The organism is Curtobacterium sp. PhB130 (assembly GCF_003755165.1).
Classification (GTDB): domain Bacteria; phylum Actinomycetota; class Actinomycetes; order Actinomycetales; family Microbacteriaceae; genus Curtobacterium.
Genome location: NZ_RKII01000013.1, coordinates 69,193 through 87,514 on the forward strand (window position 1 = coordinate 69,193; position 18,322 = coordinate 87,514).

General features: G+C 67.4%; 20 protein-coding genes. 9 read left to right on the forward strand and 11 right to left on the reverse strand.

Going from position 1 to position 18,322, the window contains the following annotated elements; genetic code table 11:
- From EDF24_RS18640 to EDF24_RS18650, 3 genes are read right to left on the reverse strand one after another with little or no spacing between them, the layout of a single operon-like run.
- Nucleotides 1-345, reverse strand: a complete 345-nt coding sequence (locus EDF24_RS18640; RefSeq protein ID WP_123704926.1) for a hypothetical protein — start codon at nucleotides 343-345, stop codon at nucleotides 1-3.
- Between the two features lie 2 nt (nucleotides 346-347).
- On the reverse strand, nucleotides 348-1,334 hold the full coding sequence (locus EDF24_RS18645) for a conjugal transfer protein (protein WP_123704928.1): 987 nt from the start codon (nucleotides 1,332-1,334) through the stop codon (nucleotides 348-350).
- Nucleotides 1,334-1,561 carry a hypothetical protein gene (locus EDF24_RS18650; protein ID WP_123704930.1) on the reverse strand — a complete coding sequence of 76 codons (228 nt, stop codon included), beginning with the start codon at nucleotides 1,559-1,561 and terminating at the stop codon, nucleotides 1,334-1,336. The genes EDF24_RS18645 and EDF24_RS18650 overlap by 1 nt, the downstream gene beginning before the upstream one ends.
- 267 nt (nucleotides 1,562-1,828) lie before the next feature.
- Between EDF24_RS18650 and EDF24_RS18655 the strand changes: the two genes are divergently transcribed.
- From EDF24_RS18655 to EDF24_RS18680, 6 genes are all read left to right on the forward strand, one after another.
- Entirely contained in the window at nucleotides 1,829-2,560 is a 732-nt protein-coding gene (locus EDF24_RS18655; protein ID WP_123704932.1) for a hypothetical protein, read from the forward strand.
- 14 nt (nucleotides 2,561-2,574) lie between these two features.
- On the forward strand, nucleotides 2,575-3,279 hold the full coding sequence (locus EDF24_RS18660; RefSeq protein ID WP_123704934.1) for a hypothetical protein: 705 nt from the start codon (nucleotides 2,575-2,577) through the stop codon (nucleotides 3,277-3,279).
- Nucleotides 3,280-3,365: 86 nt separating this feature from the next.
- Nucleotides 3,366-3,653 carry a hypothetical protein gene (locus EDF24_RS18665; protein WP_146248750.1) on the forward strand — a complete coding sequence of 96 codons (288 nt, stop codon included), beginning with the start codon at nucleotides 3,366-3,368 and terminating at the stop codon, nucleotides 3,651-3,653.
- The gene (locus EDF24_RS18670; RefSeq protein WP_123704936.1) at nucleotides 3,650-5,749 is read left to right on the forward strand and encodes an FtsK/SpoIIIE domain-containing protein; all 2,100 of its coding nucleotides are present in this window, start codon (nucleotides 3,650-3,652) and stop codon (nucleotides 5,747-5,749) included. The genes EDF24_RS18665 and EDF24_RS18670 overlap by 4 nt, the downstream gene beginning before the upstream one ends.
- Before the next feature lie 62 nt (nucleotides 5,750-5,811).
- The gene (locus EDF24_RS18675; RefSeq protein WP_123704938.1) at nucleotides 5,812-6,048 is read left to right on the forward strand and encodes a hypothetical protein; all 237 of its coding nucleotides are present in this window, start codon (nucleotides 5,812-5,814) and stop codon (nucleotides 6,046-6,048) included.
- A gap of 1,101 nt (nucleotides 6,049-7,149) precedes the next feature.
- Nucleotides 7,150-7,818, forward strand: a complete 669-nt coding sequence (locus tag EDF24_RS18680; RefSeq protein ID WP_123704940.1) for a hypothetical protein — start codon at nucleotides 7,150-7,152, stop codon at nucleotides 7,816-7,818.
- Nucleotides 7,819-8,410: 592 nt separating this feature from the next.
- Here EDF24_RS18680 and EDF24_RS18685 read toward each other — a convergent pair.
- The 4 genes from EDF24_RS18685 to EDF24_RS18700 are packed head-to-tail and all read right to left on the reverse strand — an operon-like array spanning nucleotide 8,411 to nucleotide 11,916.
- Nucleotides 8,411-9,178: a response regulator transcription factor gene (locus tag EDF24_RS18685; protein WP_123704942.1), complete on the reverse strand. Its 768-nt coding sequence runs from the start codon at nucleotides 9,176-9,178 to the stop codon at nucleotides 8,411-8,413.
- On the reverse strand, nucleotides 9,175-10,812 hold the full coding sequence (locus tag EDF24_RS18690; RefSeq protein ID WP_123704944.1) for a hypothetical protein: 1,638 nt from the start codon (nucleotides 10,810-10,812) through the stop codon (nucleotides 9,175-9,177). The genes EDF24_RS18685 and EDF24_RS18690 overlap by 4 nt, the downstream gene beginning before the upstream one ends.
- A 58-nt stretch (nucleotides 10,813-10,870) precedes the next feature.
- The gene (locus EDF24_RS19405) at nucleotides 10,871-11,254 is read right to left on the reverse strand and encodes a hypothetical protein (protein ID WP_221181399.1); all 384 of its coding nucleotides are present in this window, start codon (nucleotides 11,252-11,254) and stop codon (nucleotides 10,871-10,873) included.
- A complete protein-coding gene (locus tag EDF24_RS18700; protein WP_123704946.1) occupies nucleotides 11,254-11,916 on the reverse strand; it encodes a ParA family protein in 663 nt (220 codons plus the stop codon). The genes EDF24_RS19405 and EDF24_RS18700 overlap by 1 nt, the downstream gene beginning before the upstream one ends.
- A 128-nt stretch (nucleotides 11,917-12,044) precedes the next feature.
- Here EDF24_RS18700 and EDF24_RS18705 point away from each other — a divergent pair, with 128 nt between their 5' ends.
- From EDF24_RS18705 to EDF24_RS18715, 3 genes are read left to right on the forward strand one after another with little or no spacing between them, the layout of a single operon-like run.
- Entirely contained in the window at nucleotides 12,045-12,494 is a 450-nt protein-coding gene (locus EDF24_RS18705; RefSeq protein WP_123704948.1) for an HD domain-containing protein, read from the forward strand.
- Nucleotides 12,495-12,497: 3 nt separating this feature from the next.
- On the forward strand, nucleotides 12,498-13,334 hold the full coding sequence (locus EDF24_RS18710; protein ID WP_123704951.1) for a hypothetical protein: 837 nt from the start codon (nucleotides 12,498-12,500) through the stop codon (nucleotides 13,332-13,334).
- A complete protein-coding gene (locus tag EDF24_RS18715; protein ID WP_123704953.1) occupies nucleotides 13,331-13,873 on the forward strand; it encodes a hypothetical protein in 543 nt (180 codons plus the stop codon). Before EDF24_RS18710 ends, EDF24_RS18715 begins: the two co-directional genes overlap by 4 nt.
- Before the next feature lie 21 nt (nucleotides 13,874-13,894).
- On the opposite strand, the gene EDF24_RS18955 is transcribed toward EDF24_RS18715, so the two are convergent.
- From EDF24_RS18955 to EDF24_RS18735, 4 genes are all read right to left on the reverse strand, one after another.
- Nucleotides 13,895-14,632 carry a hypothetical protein gene (locus tag EDF24_RS18955; protein WP_148070933.1) on the reverse strand — a complete coding sequence of 246 codons (738 nt, stop codon included), beginning with the start codon at nucleotides 14,630-14,632 and terminating at the stop codon, nucleotides 13,895-13,897.
- 277 nt (nucleotides 14,633-14,909) lie between these two features.
- On the reverse strand, nucleotides 14,910-15,653 hold the full coding sequence (locus EDF24_RS18725) for a hypothetical protein (RefSeq protein ID WP_123704957.1): 744 nt from the start codon (nucleotides 15,651-15,653) through the stop codon (nucleotides 14,910-14,912).
- Nucleotides 15,654-15,771: 118 nt separating this feature from the next.
- The gene (locus tag EDF24_RS18730) at nucleotides 15,772-16,830 is read right to left on the reverse strand and encodes an ImmA/IrrE family metallo-endopeptidase (RefSeq protein ID WP_123704959.1); all 1,059 of its coding nucleotides are present in this window, start codon (nucleotides 16,828-16,830) and stop codon (nucleotides 15,772-15,774) included.
- Nucleotides 16,827-17,441 carry a hypothetical protein gene (locus EDF24_RS18735; protein WP_123704960.1) on the reverse strand — a complete coding sequence of 205 codons (615 nt, stop codon included), beginning with the start codon at nucleotides 17,439-17,441 and terminating at the stop codon, nucleotides 16,827-16,829. Before EDF24_RS18735 ends, EDF24_RS18730 begins: the two co-directional genes overlap by 4 nt.
- Nucleotides 17,442-18,322: the final 881 nt, after the last annotated feature.

Here is an 18,322-nt window from a genome sequence, read left to right on the forward strand (position 1 = left end):
TCAGCTCCCCAGCTGGTCCTTGAACTGGTTGCCCAGCCAGATCGTCCCGCCGCCGCCGACGGCGAAGGCGATGAGCGCGCCGACGAAGAGGCCCTGGATGATGCCGCCCATCGCCCAGCTCTTCTTGATCGCGATCGCGAAGAAGGCGATCAGGCCGATGATGCCGCCGGCGACGATGATGAGCGCCTTGAACTGGTTGAGCTGGTCGTTCGCGGTGGTGATGATCCCGCCGGCGAGGACAGGGCCAGTGGCGTCGCTGACGGCGACGATGGCTCGGACGGACAGGCGGGTGGTCGCGTCGGCGACGCCGGTGACCGCCGTGGTGGCGAGCGCGGTGATGGACATGGTCAGTTCCCTTCGGTCGGTGCGGGGGTGGCCGACGGCGCCGGGGTAGCGGCGTCGGAGTTCGAGAGCGTCGGTGCGGTGCCGAGTGCGGACACTTCCCATCGGTCCGCGCGTGCGCGGAGGGTGATCGGGTAGGTGGCGGTGACCTGCTGGCCGACGGAGTTGGATGCCGTGACGGTCGCGTAGACGTTCACCGTCGCGCCGTCGGTGGGGTGCTCGGACGGCGCCGTGGTGGCGGTGAGGGTCGAGATCGACAGGGACGTGTACGGGGCCGGGTCGATCGGAGGGATCGACTTCGACGGGGCGGTGTAGGGCTCCGTGTCGCCCTGCCCGGTGAGGTAGGCGGCGAGGAACGCGTTGACGGCCTTCCCGGCGGCGGAGTTGGTGGCGAGGGTCTCGCCGTAGCCGAGGGAGCTCCCGTCGGTGGTGTGCCGGGGGCCGGCGACGGGGGCGGGCAGCCCGACGGCGCTGAGCTTGTTGCCGCCGTCGGTGACGGTGACCTGGAAGTAGCGGCGCGGCCACTGGTCGCCCTTGTCGGCGTCGATGGTGTCGTCCTTGACGTTCGCCGCGACGACAACCTGGGCGAGCCCGTCGCGGGTGGTCGTCGATGATGCGACGACGAGATCGCGGTACTGGAACCCGGTCTTGGGCAGCTCGATGTTGGCCGTCGTGTAGGCGTCAAGCGCGGATGAGTTGTCGCGGTCGGCGGCGAGCCAGGCACCGACGAAGCCTGCGGCGAAGCTGCCAGCGGACTGCTGCAGCGGCGATGCCTGCTCGGAGCTGACCGCTCGCGGGGCGGCCTCGGAGCTGCCGCCGCCGGAGAGGACGGTCAGCGTCAGTGCGGCCGGCCCGCACACGAGAGCGGCGGCGATCGCGATCGTGACGCCTCGGGCGCCGAGAAGTCCGCCGTTGGTCCACTGCGCGGCCTGTGCGGTGGTCTCGGGCTCGGTCGATGCCGGCTGCGGGGTCTTCTTCTTCGGCAGCTTCATCACGCGCTCTTCCCGTGGACACGGACCGCGTCGATCGCGCGCTGGTACTCCGGCGACTGCAGGTAACGCAGCGCCCGCGCCTGGGTCTCCGGGCTGAACGGCTTCTCGTGCAGATCGAGTGCGACGTCCTGTGCCTGGTCGTAGGCGGAGAGCACTCGGGCGTGCTCGTTCAGCTCCTTGAGCATCCCGTCGGGCAGCTGCGGTGCTGCGTCGTCGTGCGTGGGCATCGCACGGTCCCTTCGTCGATGGCGAGACCGGAAATGGCCTCTCACCTGTAAAGGGGTGCCCCCGATCGGGTCGACCGGGACAAATTCGTCGAGCAATTTTTCTGAGGCCCGTTCCTCCGCCGATCCGCGTGTTCATGCGCCTCCCGGAGGGACCCGGTGACAGGCGGCGTCTCGGCCGCCGAAGCGCGTTCCCCGGTACCCCCGGCAGTACCTCCCGCGTGAGGACCGTCGTTCGAGTCAACGGTTCGTCTCACCTCGGGGGTTCTCATGAGCACCATCACCAACCGCGCTTTCTCGCTCGACAGCAAGCTGCGTCGGGAGTGGGAGGACGAGATCGCAGGTCGGGTGCACGCCTTCGGTACTCACGGCACGATGACCGCCGACGCGATGCTCGAGCAGGCTCGTCGGATCGTCGACGGTGACCGTGACGCGCTGCTGCACGAGCTACTCGAGCTGGCGCACACCGGTGACTGGATCGCTGAGCGAGTGCTGCTGCAGCTGCTCATCCCGGCGGCGCGGAGCATGGCGCACCGGGTCCACGCCCTCGACGAGCTCAGCCGGAACGACCGGGTCGACATCGCCATCGGTGCCGCGTGGGAGAGCATCCGCCGGTACAAGCTGCACCTTCACAGCCGGGTGATGGCGAACCTGACGATGGGCACGCTCAGCGTGATCGCCCCGAAGCCGTCCGCGAACGACCGACTCGTTGCCGGCGTCACCAACTGCGTCACGGACGAGGTCCTCGAGCACGTCGCCGGCGCATGGACCGAGCCGGAGCCCTCCCCCGAGTCCGAGCTCGCGAACCTGCTCACCTGGGCGGTCGACACGCACGTGGTCTCCACGGACGAAGTCGCACTGCTCGGCCGTGCCTACCTCGGCGAGGAGAGCCACACCGCCATCGCCGCGGATCTCGGCATCACGAGCGAAGGCGTCCGGAAGCGTCTCGCGCGGGTCCGGAACCGCATCGGTATCGCAGCCCGCACCGCGTACGCCGCCTGAGCGAGGGCCCCACCATGCGCAAGCTCCTCCTCGCCGCCGCCGCGATCGCCGCGGTCGTCATCGCCATCGTCGTCATCGCCGTGCACCGGCCCACCGCGGAGCACTCCGAGACGAACGATGCAGCTCCGGCCGCCGTCCCCTCCGCCTCGAGCGGGTCCGACGACCGAAAGCTGCAGGAGCTGCTCAACACACGACTCAGCACCACCGGTGCGCAGCTCTCGGTCGGCCTCCCCGCCACCCTCACCATCGACGCCGCGAACGGGGACACCGTGTACGCCCGCGTCACGATGGACGAGCTCACTAAGCTGCCCGCCGACCAGGTCGGTGCCGTCCTGCAGCAGCGCTCCGCTCTCGCCGGCTACGACACGGTGTGGACGATGCCGGTGTCGCTGACGGTGCTCGGCGTCGTCGACGAAGACGGCACCCACGTCGAGCCGACCGCCGCGCTGACCGCGTCCGACCTGGCGCGCTTCACGATCGCCACTCACCCCGGCGCGGACCAGCTGCCCAGCGCGAACACCCTGACTTCCTCGGGATGCCCGGGCCTGGACTCCGTCTCCCCGATCGCTGCCGGCCGCACCCTCACCTGGTGCATCCACGCCTTCGCTGACGGGTCGTCGAACCAGCCCACGGGCGGTCAGTACGAGACGAGCACCGGCACCTACCAGACGCCGATCACGTGGGCGTCGAAGCGATACGCCGCGCCCGAGATCCCCTGAGCTCGACTGATTTGTCCCGGTTCCCCCGGACGAGGTCACCCCTTTACCAGTGAGGGCCACACCGGTCCGCGATGAAGGGAGCCGCTGTGCAGAACAGCAACGACGACATGTGGACCTGGTTCGCCGGGATCATCGCCGCGGTGGTCATCGGACCAACGCTGCTCGCGAGTGCCGTACCCACCGCGCAAGCCTGGCTCGTGAAGGCACACGTGCTCGCCACGGAGGGGGTACTGATCCCCATCGGTACCGGTGCGGGCCTTGATCTGGCGCGGATCGCGATCGCCGCCGGCGCGCTGGTACTGGTGGTGCTGATCGTGGTGCTGCTGGTGCGTTCGCGGGTCCGCGCAGCGCAGGAGAAGCGGAGCCGCGCGTGAGCCGGGCTGCCGGCATCGACCGGCTGCCCAGACGCGGAGGATGGTTCGGCGGCGTCGCGACGATCGTCGCGCTCGCACTCGTCGGCACCGGGATCGCTGCGGCGGTCTCGGCGACCGGCCTCGCCGTCGGCATCGGGATCGGGGCGGTACTGGCCGTCGCCGGCATCATCGTCTTCCACACCCGCGCCGCCCGTCGCGCCGAGCAGGTCGACCTGTTCCTCATCAGCGTCAACACCGTCCTCGGCTGGCCCGAACCCGACCGCTCTCGCGTGCGTGCAGCAGCGTGGAAGGGCTCCTGGGTCGGCACCCCGCGGAAGCTCCGGCTCTCGTACAACACGGCGTCCGCCGTCGACGTCAGCGCGCTCGAGCTCGTCAACGAACTCCGCCGTCGCGCCGCAGCCCGGTTCGGTATCAGCTACCGCGTCGCCAAGCACAACGAACGCCGCGGGTTGGTCTGGCTCACCGAGCACGACTCCGTCAGCGACCGTGAGGCGGACGAGAAGACCGAGCGTGTCCGGACGCAGATGGCGAAGACCTTCGGCGCTGACGCACAGGTCACGACGAAGACGGACGATGACGGCGAGCCGAAAGAGATCACGGTCAAGTTCGAGGTGTCCCCGCGCCTGACCCGTGAGGGGGTACGCACTCACATCGAGAGCGCCACCAGCGCGGTCCTCGCGGGTCGGTGGCGAGCGTTCTGGGATCTCCAACGCGACTTCGTTCGGTTCGAGCTGCGCCCCAAGCTGGAGTCGCTGATCCCGAACCCGGCCGTCGCGCCGGAGAACGTGGACCCGAAGGCCGGCTACGACCAGATGGCCGTCCCGATCGGCAAGGACGAGGACGGTGAGGTCATCGTCTGGAAGCCGAAGGACCAGGCCCACGGGATGGTCACCGGTGAGACCGGTAAGGGCAAGACCGTCGTGATCCTCGGCATCGTCATGTACCTCGCCGCGCACGGCTGGCGGATCTGGGGCATCGACGGCAAGCGCATCGAGCTGCTCGGTCTGCGCGAGTACCCCAACGTCGAGCTCATCGCCGGCCGCATCGATCACCAGGCCCGCGTCGTCCGCGCCGTGTACGAGCTGATGCAGGAACGGATGGAGGCGTACGAGAGCCGCCGGGTGCGCCTGAACGACTTCGAGCCGGTCCTGTTCGTCGTCGACGAGTTCAAGACCTTCCGCAACGCCCTGCTCGCTTGGTACCGCTCCGTGAAGCCCAAGGGCGCCGCCAGTACCCCAGTCACCCTCACCGAGTTCTCCGACATCGTCAGCCTCGGCCGGAAGCTCCGCATCCACCTCCTGATCGGCCTGCAGCGCCCCGATGCCGAGTTCCTGACCGGTGACATGCGCGACAACTTCGGGTTCCGCGTCAGCCTCGGCAAGCTCTCCCCCGAGGGCGCGAAGATGATGTGGCAGTCGTTCGTGACCGGCACCACCGTGCCCGTGAACGCCAAGGGCCGCGGCATGGCCCGCAACAAGTCCGGTACCCCCGTCGAGCTGCAGACGTACTGGACTCCGGACCCCGAACAGACCGATCCGGAGCAGCCCTCTGAGTGGGCGTTCGAGACGGACCTGCAGTTGGTCGAGAACCTCCGGCCGCGCGTGAACCTGTGGGACACGAAGCGGATCATCGACCCGGACGACTCCCCCGAGTTCGATGACAACGGCAAGCTCATCAAGAACGGCGCCGACTTCGACGACTACATGGACGCGCGGATCGCGAAGGCGACGATCGCCGACGCGATGCCGGTCCGGAAGATGGCCGGCGTCTACGAGACCCCCGTCGCGAAGCAGCTCGAGCAGATCCAGATCGAGGCCGAGGAACCCGACGAGCAGCTGCAGCCGTTCGAGGGCTACACCGAGCCCAGCACCTCGAGCGTGGAAGAGCTCCTCGACGGCAACGGGTATCTCCAGACCGAGGGCGCCCTCGTCGAGGTCGAGGAGGGCGTCTGGGGCGTCCTCGAGTTCGCCGGCTACGACGACGCCGACGAGGGCTACGTCGAGCTGTCCTACCGCGACTACGAGTCCGGCGAGCCCGGCACCGTCTCCCTGCCCGCCGACGACCGCATTGACATGCGCCTCCCCGAGCAGGCCTGACGGATGCGACACGCCCACACCATCGCCGAGATTAACCATTGGCATAGAGCTAGGTTGTGGACATGGCTCCGTACCGACGTCCTCGCGGGACGCTCATCGACCCCGTGCCGATGGGGTACGTCGTCGAGCGCGCGTCCAAGGAACGGTTCGACGCGATCGCTGACCGGCTCGGTGTCTCGAGCGCGGTCTTCTTCGAACGCGTCGAGGCCCACCTCGAGTTGGACTCCCGTGGGGTCCCGGTCTGGTGGGACTACCCGGTGCCATCGAACGATGGGGAGCTGCCTATCGACGAGGCATAACCAAGAAGGCCCCCGCCGAAGCGGGGGCCTAGAGATCTCGGCTCCGAACCTGCCCAGTTTGCCGACTAACAGGTTCCGAGTTTCTGCCTTCGAATTTCCGGTTGACCGCCGGACCTTCGTCGTACCCACCGCCATGCACGCGGAAGGGATGACCTCATCGTAAGCCCTAGCTCTAGAGTTAGCCACGACTCGCCGCTGGAAGTTCGGAAGTCTGTAACTTCCCAACTCACGGACGTCGGTACTTCGGTACCCCCTGCTGCCCAGCAGCTGGGCGGATCGTCCAGCGCTACGCCCACCACCGTCGCACCCTCCGTTCACTCGGGGCGGGTCGCTTGGCGGTTCCTCGAGGACGCTCACGGACGCCGTCGACGGGTTGCGTTGAAGGCGCCGAAGTCGTGGGGTACCGACTGGGCTGAGCGCGCCCGTGTGGGCCGGCGCTCATCGACGCTGCCGGCGCCGGAAGGTGCGTACGCGGCGTTGCCGGCGTGGTCGTCCCGGCGGCAGTACCTCGCCGCGGTCGCGGCCGCAGTCGGGTCGGAGCGGGGTCGTGCGCTGCGGAAAGCGTGGGTGCGCAAGTGGGTGGCCGATGAGCCGTTCTGGGCGATCGTGCGCGCGTTGGCGTCGTTCGCCGACAACACCACCGGCCGGGGGGTGACTGCTTCGCGCCAGACGATCGCCGCGAAGGCGGGCCTGCTCGAGGACGTCGATGTGTCGACCGATGCCGGGCGTCGCCGGGTGCAGGCTGCGATGAAGCGTGTGCAGCAGGTGACGGCGATCCTGACGGAGCTCGGCCTCTACGCGATGGTGCGAGTCGGTCGGCCGTTGTCGGCTCGTGAGCAGGCGATGTTCCGTGCTCGTGGGCTGTACCAGAAGGCTGTGGGCAACGAGGCGGCCCTGATCGTGCCGGGCCATCTGGCGGCTGCAGCAGCGACCCGTCGACCGGCTGGCGGGGTCGCTACCTTCCACCTACATCCCGAAACCTCAACTAGAAGCTCTTCTCCCGTTACAGAGATACCCAACAAGCCGCGATCGCGGCGGACGGCCGCTGCGCGACCGGGGCAGCAGGGATCTCCCACACGGCCGAAGAGCACACGAGCACCGATGCGGCCACTGAGCGAGCGGGCGCCGGCGTTCCGCCAGCTCGTGGCGGCTCTGGACGCAGCGACGGTGCGCCCGGACGGCTCCGTGGTCGGACGCTTCACGCAGGGACGCTCCGTGCTGGGCCTGGTGCGCATCCTCGACGACTTCGGCATCGACGCCTCGTACACCGTCGACGAGCTGCTGCTGCGGGTCCTGCGGTGGGAGCCGCACTACCGGTTCCGTGACGGCCTTGGGTGGCTGCGTGCGCGCCTCGCTCGAGCGTTCCGTCGGCCGACGTCGAACGGCTCGGTACCCCCCACTCCCCCGGAGTTCACCGGGCAGCGCGACCTCGAGCAGCTCTGGGCAACCGACGAAACGTTCCGCGACGGATGGGTCCGGCTGCAGGCCCTCCACGCCGCCGAGGACGTCGCTGGTACTCCCCCGACCGGCACAACGACGTCGGAGTCCATCGACGTCAGCGACGCGGCGCCGACACAAGCTGCGGCCCGTCCTCAGCGCTCGTCGGTGGTGCCGGAGTGGCGTCGCGAGCTCGCCGCGGCCCAGGCTCGCGTCGACGCGGAGGACGACGACACGTGGGCGGCCGGTGTCGCCGCGGCCCGCGCTGCCGGCGGGACGAACAGCCGGGACCGGCGGCTCCCGTACGTGCCGACGTTCGCTACCGCTCAGTAGGTGAGCTGACCAGCCGCACCTACTTCGGAAGTTCCGAAGTAGGTGCGCACGTTCCGAAGTAGGTGCGCAAGCTCCGAAGCTGCTGCGCCGAATGAACAGCGGTCGGAGAGAGCAACAGCGCCACCAGACATCCGAAGGTGGGGAGTTCCAGACGGCGGGAGTTCGGAGTTCCGGAACTGCCGAAGAGCCGAAGAGCCGAAGTCACAGACCACCAGAGTGCCGATCTCTGGCAGTACGGAAGTACCGGAGAGCCGAAGTACCAGGCTTTGGAAGTCTGTAAGTTCCGGAGGTACTGAGTCGAGACGGGGGTAGGGGTTGGCCGGCCCTTAGCCCTGGGGGGCACGTCCCGGCCAATCCTATCCACGGTGAAGAGTCAGGGAAGAGACCCCCGACCAAATTCGGTCGGATCGCCACCGGCCGCTCCTGAGGGCTGCTTGTGGCTGCTGAGCGGGTCCTGCCGCGTGGTGGGCGGATGTGACGGTGGCCGGCGTTACCGTGGTCATGCCGGGGCGTTCCCCCCAACACCCCGGACGCAAGAACGGTCCGTACGCGATCCCCCCATCGCCGTACGGACCGTTCTCTGCGTCGGTCGTCAGTAGTTCGGGCGCCAGCCGGACTGTGTGCGCCGCTGCCGGCCGCGGGCCTTCTGCCGGTCGTACTCGGTGGTCTTGGTCTTGCCGTAGACGGTCATGGTGACGCCGGTGATCGGCTGCTCCGACACGTCGAGGTTGGTGTACCGCTTGCCGTTCTCGTCCCGGAACCAGGACAGGGCGTCGCCGCCGTGGTCGTTGATGCGCTTGAGCATCGTCGACGCGTTATACTCCTTGACCTCCATCACCCGGCCGTTGGCGTAGGTGACACGGGCCTTGATCATCTGCTGGGTGTCGCGCGCCTGACCGCGAGCGGCGCCCCGGACGCGCTGCAGGATCTCCACGTTCGCCTGCTGGCGTCCCTTCGCCGCCCGCCCCTTCGGGATCTGCAGCTCATGCTGCCGGCCGCCGCCACCGAGGTAGGTCGTGGTCCGGAGCCGACCGCCCTGCCGGGTCTGCGTGTACCGGCCGCCGGTGTCCTCGGGCACGACGGTGGGCTCGTCGGAGCCGGCCTTGCTGCGGACCCGCACCAGGTTCCCCGACTTCCCCCGGCGCCGAGGCGGGAGGGTGCTGGTCTGCCCGGTCCGCGCGAGCTCGAGCAGCGACGTCCGGTACACCCGGCCGCTGGTCTCCCCGTTGAGCACCTTCCGGATCATGCGGGGCGATCGCTGCAGCTCGTCCGCGATCTCGGACACGCTCAGACCGCGGCCGCGGAGCTCCTGCAGCAGCTCCTGGGCGGTGGCGTTCTGCCGCGACGTCGCATTGCTCACGACGCCACGTCCTCACGGACCGGCTCGACGCTCTCCCACGCCCCTGACGGGCCGGCCTTGTCGGAGCGCTTGCGGAGAGCGTCGCGGGACTGCAGGTTGTCCGGGGTGATGAAGCTGCCGGAGATCGTGCTCTTGAGCCGCAGCCGACCGTTCTTGCCGTCGTCGCCGCCACCGTGCTCGGTCGGCAGGCTCCACTGCGGAACCTCGGTGGTGTAGATCGCGTCACCGTTGATGCCGATGAGGGTGTGCCCGGGGACGGCCAGCGCTCCCGCGGTGCCCTTGCCGAGCGCGGAAGAGCTCGAGAGCACCGCGGCGCGGCCTCGGCCCCAGATCTGCACCGCGAACTCCGGGTGGTAGAACATCCGGGTCCGCTCGGTGACCGTGCTCGGCACCTGGTAGATGAACAGCTTCCCCTGCCGCACCATCGTTCCCTGGTACTCCGGCGGCACATCGAAGGCGCTCTCCGCCACCCGCGTCTGCGCGCGGCCGGCGGAGGCGAAGTTACCGACCGTGTACAGCAGGATCGCGCGCAGGGCGCTCGCGAGCGCAGCCCGCAGCATCGGCGGCATGTCCGGGTTCTCCTGCACGCGATCGCGCGCCCGCTTCATCCGCTCGAAGAACGTGTCGAGCGGCTTCGCGCGGGTGAACTGCACCGCCTCGAGGGGCTCGACGAGCCAGCCGGCGTTGCGCGCGACGAAGACCTCGGACGAGTCCGCCCACGTCTCCCCCACCGCGCCGGGACGGTTCGGGTAGTACCAGCCGTCCTCGACGCGCAGGTGCCGCACCCCGAACAAGCCCACGTGGTTCCAGTCCCGCGGGACGGTGAACCGGACGAAGTAGCGGGCTCGGGCGTAGGGCTCGTTCTCGAGCAGCGCGTACGCGCCTGCCCGATTCAGGCGCAGGCCCGGACCGATCCCGAGCTCACGGCCGAGCGAGGCGTACATGAACCGGCCGTCGGTGTGCGCGAACGTCTGGATCTTCTTTACCTGCTTCGGGTCGATCAGCGGCACGCAGTCCTCGTGCTCGGAGAAGCTCGGACCGGCGACCAGGTGCTCGAGGTGGTGCTGACCAGACGTGCCATGCAGTTCCGCGGCCATGTCCGCCGACACGGGGATCGGGTTGACGTTCTTCGGCAGCGACCATGCCCACAGGTTCGTGCCCGTCGCGGCCGGCGAGAGCATCAGACGTGCGCGCTCGTCGACGCCGGCGATGATCTCCTCCAGCGTGTTCCATGCCATCCGAGCCTGCGCCGGCGTGAGCGGCACGTCGCCGAACCACTCCTCGACGGTGCGGACCTCGATCTTCTGGCCGGTGACAGCGTGCTGGAACCGGCCGGTAGGCGGTCCCCCAGCGACCCAGTGGGTGCCGGGCACCCAGTTCGGCGTCTGCACGTACAGCCAGTGCCGGACGCCGGGCGCCGGCTCGGGCCGCTTCCCGGTGAGCATGATGCGTTCCGCGCCGTAGCTCGCTGCAGTGTCCAGCAGATCGGTCAGGTTCGGGTTCTTGCGCCCGCTGCCCACCTTCGGGCGCACGGACGTGCCTTCACGCGTGACGCCCTGGCCGGTGGTGTGGTCGAGCCAGATTGTGGGGACCTCTTTCGGGGTCCAGCCGCGGGGACGGTAGCTGTTGTCCATCGCGCGTTCCTTCCGGAGTTCCGTAGCCACAGAGTCCCGTAGTTACAGACTTACAGAGTCAGTCGGTGATGCCGAGCGAGGCGCGGAGCTCGTTCTCGTTCGAGCCCTGCAATTCGTCGACGCGCGTCATCAGTAGGTCGACCGCGACCCGGATGAGCGTGTTGTCGGTGATCCGCTCGCCTGGCGCCGTCCGCATTCGCTGCAGCCGGCGGGCGTGCTTCGACAGTGCGTCGAGCTGGTCCTCGGTGAACCGGGCCTCCTTGCGCAGGAAGTCCTCGAACCGCGGCGACGCTGCCGCCGGCTTCTCCTCGGGCTCCGTCACTTCACTCGTCGGCGCCTCAGCTGGGGCGGCGGGAGTCGTCGCCTCAGTCGCGGTCGCGTCCTGCGTCGTGTCCGGCTCGGCCGGTGCCTCGAGCAGCGATGCGAGCTTCTTCCGGGCCATCAGCGTCCCCCCTTGTTCGTCGAGGCGTTCGCCCAGTACGACATCATCTCCATCGCCACACGGCGGAAGTCCTCGGCGGCCTTGAGATCGGAACGGGACGACCGGTACTGCGTCACCACGAGCCCGTCGATCGGCGCTCGCGAGTGGATCTTGTACTGCCGGATCGGCGTCTGGAACCGCTTGAGTCCCGCGCTGTCGATCAGCTCCGCGGCTTCCTCGGCATCGCTCGGGGTTCGCGGGTCGAACTTGTTGATCAGAACCCGGTAGTCGACGCCGCGCGGCTCGATGAGACGGCGGACCGTGTTCAGCAGCGGGGGCACCGCCAGCGGCGCCGGCTCGGTCGGCAGGATCAGGAAGTCCGCCTCGTCGAGCACCGGGTTGAGGATGTGCTCGTTCTCGAGCGATCCCGGGGTGTCGACGAATACGACGTCGTACGGGAGCTCACGGAGTCGAGCGAGGTTCTTCGGGTCGAGGTCTGACGTGGTGTCGAAGGGCAGGTTGTCCCCGGCCTGGTCGCTCCAGAACGTCACAGACCCCTGCGGGTCGATGTCGACGACGAGCGTCCTGGAGGTCTCGGCGCAGACGGCCGCCATCCCCATCGTGACCGTCGACTTCCCGACGCCACCCTTCTGATTGACCACCGCGATGATGCGTGGCGACATGCGTTGCCCCTTCCGTTCGATCTGACATTGACGAATGTACCACAACCGGACTCCCGAAGCAACAGAGTTCGGACATCTGTAAGTCTGTAAGTCTGTAAGTCAGGTTAGGAACGTGCTAACTTGGACGCGTGAGTCAGGATCAGCTGGAGGAGCTCGCCCTGTCGATCGCTCGCGAAGCGCACGAGGGGCAGGTCGACAAGAGCGGGCACGCCTACATCGAGCACCCCACGCGGGTCGCTGAACGGCTCCGGCGCCGCCATCCGGATGCTGGCGGCGTCATCGCTGCGGCGCTCCTGCATGACGTGCTCGAGGACACCGTGCTCACCCGCAGCGACCTGATCGGTCGCGGCATCCCGAATGACGTCGTCGACGTCGTCGAGGCCGTCACCAAGCGCGCCGGCGAATCCGCCGAGGAGTACTTCGCCCGAGTGCGCGCCCGCGTCGGCGCCCGAGCGGTCAAGCACGCCGACATCGAGGACAACACCGACCCGGCTCGCCTCGAGCAGCTCGACGAAGCCACCCGCGAGCGGCTCATCGCGAAGTACACGCGTTCGTTGCAGTTGCTTGAGGGGGAGTAGCCCGTGTGTCAGTCCTGCGCCGAGGGCGGCCGGCGGTGCCGCGATCGCAGGCGCCTCCAGCAGCTCACCACAGCCGATCTCGCGCCCGAACGCACTGACGACGCCCCGGAGGTCGACTGGGTCGCCAACGGGCCGCACGACGGCGCTGAAACGGTCTGGCGCGACTACGCTCCCGCGATCGCCACCGAAACCATCGCCGTCCTCGCCGAAACCCGAGCAGCGGAGCCGCGCACGACGGCCGACATCGTCGCCGCGATCCCCGCCGGCGCGCACCCGCACGGGCTCGAGTTCCGCATGAAGAGCCCAGCGTCGCTCGCCCGCAAGATCCGCTCCCGTGCGACCGTCACCGCCGCAGCCCAGGCCTCCGGTGGTCTCCAGAGCGTCTCCGACAAGCTGACCGACCTGCTGCGCTACACCGCGGTCACCGAACGCCACGACGACCTCCCGGCCACCGCCACGTCAACGATCGCCACCCTGCAGGGCCGCGGCTATACCGTCGTGTCCGCCGAGCACTCCTACGTCGACGGCAACGTCTACAAGGGCATCCACGTCCTCGTGCAGCACGGCGACGAGCGCCCCGTCGAGATCCAGTTCCACTCCGCGCAGAGCCAGGCCGTCAAGGACGAGAACCACGTCGACTACGAGATCGAGCGCGACCGTCGTCACCCGTACGCCGACCGTGAAGCCGCTTACGCCCGGATGACCAAGCGCTCGAGCACGATCCCGAAACCCCGCGGCCTCGAGGAGCTCGCCGAGCTCGGCGGCGTTCCGCTCATCGAGAAGCCCTACCCGAACCCATACTCCGTGGCGCACAATGAGATCGAGGAGACGAACCGATGACCCAGTTCTACGAGGTGCGCGACAGCGACCACAACCTGGTGTGGATCGCTGCCCACGAGACGGCCGGCGAGCACCGGATCTTCGTGTACCTGCCCAACACCGGCACCTGGCAGCACAGTACCGCCGTCGAGGACGACTTCTACGCACTAGACCGTGCAGCGACCTACGCGCCCATCAGCGCTGGCCAGGCCGCCCGCTGGCTCCCCACGCTGCACAAGCTCAACGCGAAGACCGCCGGCTGGCTCCTCGACGACCTCACGCGCAGCTCCACCGCCTCGAGCGCCGAGCTCGGCCTGCCCATCGCCGCGACCGCGCGGCCCACCGCCGACGTGCAAGTCATCGAGATTCTCACTCGCAACGACGGGCACCGCTGGGTGGCCGTCTACAACGGCCGTACCAGCGGAGCCGCCCGTGCCTTCGCCAGCGACCTCCGCAATGGCAAGAAAGCCCGAATCAACCGCATCGGACGATTTGAGGCCCGCGTGGTGCAGGAGACTGTCGTGGAAGCGCGACGGATCGTGGAGAAGGCCAGCGCCTGATCTTGGCGCTCACCGGGCCGCTCAGAGCTTGGCGATCTGCCACGCGTGGTCGACGTCGAGTCTGATCTCCACGCGGTCGTCATAGCTCCGAAGCCAGTCCTTACCGTGTGCGAGAACCAGGAAGCGGTCTCCGGTGTGGAGCTTGGAGAGCCGGTCCTCGGAGTAGGCGGTCACGACGAGCTCGTGTTCGTCGCCACGTGTGCGGTATGGGACCTTCATGTCGGTGTAGGACGTAAGGCGATGCTTCGCCCCGTTGGCCGTTTCGAATGGTTCATGCTCAGCTTGCAGGATCATCGCGACGGGTGAAATCTGGGTCTGATAGGTCGCGGACGAAAGCCGGCGGTAGTACCGGCGCAGGGCGGTCTCGTTGCTCACGTCGAAGCAAAAGTCCCGCCAGAACATGATGTCCAGATTGCCCTTTGCGTTGCGGTACTCGACACGGAGTTGGTTCGCGAACTCTTCGTCGTCATCGAACTGATGCATAAACTTCACGATTCGAGCTGCACTTGCGAACGTCGCTGCCCAAGAGGGTGCGTTCGTCCGCTTTCGAGTCGTATCTTTCGTTCGTTGCACTGCCTGCTCGACTGGCTCGCCGGGCAGTCGCAAAAAGTACTTTTTGTCCCGAGCGTCGATTTCGACATCCTTCTTGGCTCGTAGACCGTCCATGAGCGTTCGGAAGTTGAGAGGGCAGTCGTCCGCGTGGGTTGCGCCGCGGAACAGCCGCAGGTGAGCCGGGATCTCTGTCCCCTTCTTGTTCACGGAAGCGGTTACCCATGTCAGCAGAACGGGGCAGTGCAAGCACGTCAGGTCGCCCCGCGCTGGGCGATCGACGATGACACCAGGATTCACCTCGATCGAGCGCCGGCCAGACGCGGAGTCCTCCCATAGCCGAGCCCGTTGATACTTCGCCGTCGGAGCCATCAGCACCCTCCCCATCGCTCGAATAGACCGATCCTACGAGTGCTTACGATCGCGGTGCGTGGACAGTTGTCAGTTAGGAATCGCTTGCTTCAGACGACGAGATTCAGTAGTTCAGCTATTCGGGAGCGACGATCGGGTCTACCGGATCGGCATCGGCCCAGATCGCGTCGAAGGTGCTGCGGTGGTCGGCGGTAGCGTCCTCGGACAACTCGACGGCGGTGGTTACCTTGGAACCGCCCAGGGATGCGCCGAGCATGAGGCCGGCCCCCTCGCTGGGCAGCATGTAGCGGTCATGGATCGCCGTCGTCAATCGGACCTCCAGACTCGGCTGCGCGCCCGCTGCGAGGGCGAGGTGCTGGTGCCGGGACTCGAGGCTCTTCTCGTTGCGGTCTCTCACCGGGCGGGGTCCGGTGAGTACCGGCGACACCGACGTGATACGCGCGAGCACGCGCACGTCGTCGGCGCCGAGGTACGGGTCGACGACCAGCACGTCGGACATGTCGACGAGCTGCGTCAGGACCGCGGAGTAGAAAACCGGCTCCCGTGCGACGCCGATGACGGCCACTGGGCCGCTGTCGGGTGTTCGGCGGGCGGCGGCTTCCGCTAGAGCGTCGATGTTCGTCAGCGCCCGGCGTCCAGCGTCCGTGGGGGAGTAGCCGCCCGGCACGGTCTGAGCCAGACCAAGGGTCACCAGGTCGTCTGCGATGTGCTGGTAGCCAAAGACGAGCGATAGGGGCAGCTTTCCGAACACGTTGGTTCCCGCCGCGGCAGCCGCGGCGACGTGATGCCCGTCTGCCACGTCAAGCAACACGAGGTGTCGAAGCCCCGCCTCGTGTTGGGTGCTGAGGAAGGTAGCCATGACTCATTTTCTCGTGTCCCGCTGCTCGAAGGAGCGGCTCCGGGCTAATTTGCCGGATACGGCACAGACGATCCCACGGGATTGCCGGCGCCGACGCGGTGGCTGCCTCGTTTGACTATCAGACTGCGCGGAGTCGTCGTGGCTTCGGGTTTGGCGAAGACACGATGAACGGGGAAGCGTGCGCCGAACGAAGACCAACCATTCGCTCTATCTCACGAGTTGACAGGCCTGCCGCGGCGAGGCGTTCTCCCAGTGACGAGGCCAGTTCGGGTTGCTCTGGTGGGAGCCGGTCTGAATTGGGCTCCCGGGTACGCCATCCTCGAACCGACATTTGCTTGTAGAACCGGGTCCGGTCCTCGCGACTGAGTTTCCCGAGCCGATGCGCGTGTTCGACGATTGCTTGCATCGAGACGCCCCACTCCAATTTGAGGTCGGATAGTTTTCCCAGGGTCAGGTTCCTGAGTTCGGGACCGATGAGATGTCGAGGCATCAAGAATTCAGCGGCGAAGTCGTTGGCTTGGCTTTCCATGTCCTCGTCAATATAAGTGGAATGCAAGACGAGGTGCCCCAACTCATGAGCAAGGGTGAGGCGTTTGCGGTCGGTTGGTAATCCGGCGTTCAAAATAATCACTGCATGTTCGCCGGCCCATTGCGACATGCCATCGATGCGGTGTGTGCCGAAGTCTTCCTCGACGACGATGACGCCGGCGGACTCGATCCACTGCACGAGGGACCGAATGGGTCCGATAGGCATGTGCCAGGCGGTTCGGAGGAGTGCTGCCGCATCTTGGGGGGAGCGCTCCAGCGGATCCACCTGGACGACCTGATTGTGAGCCGACATGGGTACTCGCTCCAGCAGGTACGAGGAGTGCATGCGGTGCGCGTTGAGACGCGCTTCCACGCGCTTCCAGTCGGACGGCTTGGTCGTCTTCTGCCGCCGCATATGCGCATCGGCTGCGATTGCCCCACGGAGCTTGTAGTCATGCGTCAAGAACGCGGATGTCACTCCGAGCTGCTCTGCCAGTCGCTCGAGGACTTCAGGCTCAGGTTCGCGCAGGTTGTTCTCGTAGCGCGAGAGCGCCGCCTGCGTGATCCCCGCACGCTCCGCGAGCTCTTCTTGGGTGATGTCCGCTCCACGCCGTAGGACCAAGAGCACATCCCCGACGTGGTTGGTCATGCGCTTTCTTCCTCCGCGTTCTGCTCGGCCGTGATGCCCGACAGGTCCAGCTCGGGTCGAGCCGGCGAAACGGGGACGTAGCTGAAGCCAGTGGCGGTCGCTGCGTCGGAGTTCAGCTTGACAGCCCAGATGGGGTTGTCTTTGCCGTCGCGGAAGGAGAGCACGGCGTCGCCCATCGCGCGGAGGTCTGCGTCCCACTCGTAGCCGAGTGCGAGGGAGTACGCCTCGAGGCCGTCGAGGGTCAGGGTGCTATTCGACCAGAACAAGGAGCCGCCCTCGGTCGGGTAGGCGGCGATCTTGTTGTCGGGGCTGTGGCGTTTGATGCGGATCAGGTACTGCAGCCCGGAGCGGATCTCTCGTGTTGGCTCGCGGTCAGTGATCTTGATGTTGGCGGTGCCTTCGACTGCTCGGGTGAGGCGGTCCCAGATTCGTTCGTGCAGGAAGTTCGCGGTGAAGCGGTTGGTGAAGTTGGCAAACCAACCTGGCTTCCACTTGCGGAGCGCGTCGAAGTCCTCACGTGCGCCGTCGACGGCCTTGATGAAGGAGCCGACGAAGGTGTCGCCAAGGTCAGTGAGGACGCGGTCCTCAGAGGGGAAGCCGGAGGAATTCATGCCAGAAAATATACCACCAAAGTGCGGTCGAGAAGCACGACGCGCCGTTGGTTCACACTTCCTGGCGTCTTGACGTGTGCGGGCATGTGTTGTCCGGTCGCTTGTTGCGAGGGGCGCTTCCGTCGCCCCGCCCTGCTCGTTCGCTCGGGGGAGTCCGTGTGTTTTGGAGTCCGTGAGTCCGTGAGTTTGGGAGTCCGCGAGTCAATGAGTGCCGGAGTACGTTAGATTGTAAGTCTGTAAGTCTGTAAGTCTGTAAGTCTGTAAGTTTGTAAGTCTGTGATTTCCGTAAAGTGGGGACGTTTTGCGGGGGTGGTGCGTGGGGTGCGGTGCTCCGCTGTGGGTGGTGCGGTGTGGCGGTGTGCGGGGTCGGGTTGGTGGGGTGGTATCGGGGGAGGGGTGGGGCTGGTTTGGGCGTTTCTGGGCCGTGTGTGGCTGTTCCGGCCGGGATCGCGGCGGTGCCGTGGGCGCGTCCAGCTCGAGTCGACCCGTCCGCTCAGCCACCCCTGGTTCCTCCCGGCACGCCCTAGACCCAGCCACCCCAGTACCGACACCCGCCCGGAACAGCTGCTACACGCCCGCTAGAGCGCCGAACAGCATCCATCCGGTACCGACACCCACCCCAGGGACACACGCCGCCGTACAGCCCCGACGAGCACCGACACCCACGAGTGCCACCCAGCCCGCGCACCGACCCGGTGACCGCGCCAGCGAGGCACCCACCACACGAGCACCGACACCGACCCGACCGACCCCGCCACCGACACCCCAGGAACGCCACGGGGCACGACCAACCCGTCACAGAGGCACCGCGCCAGCGGCGCTCGGGCCGCGCCAGCGGCCCGTCCGAGAGGGCGCGCCAGCGCCCGCTCGCCGCCCCCCCC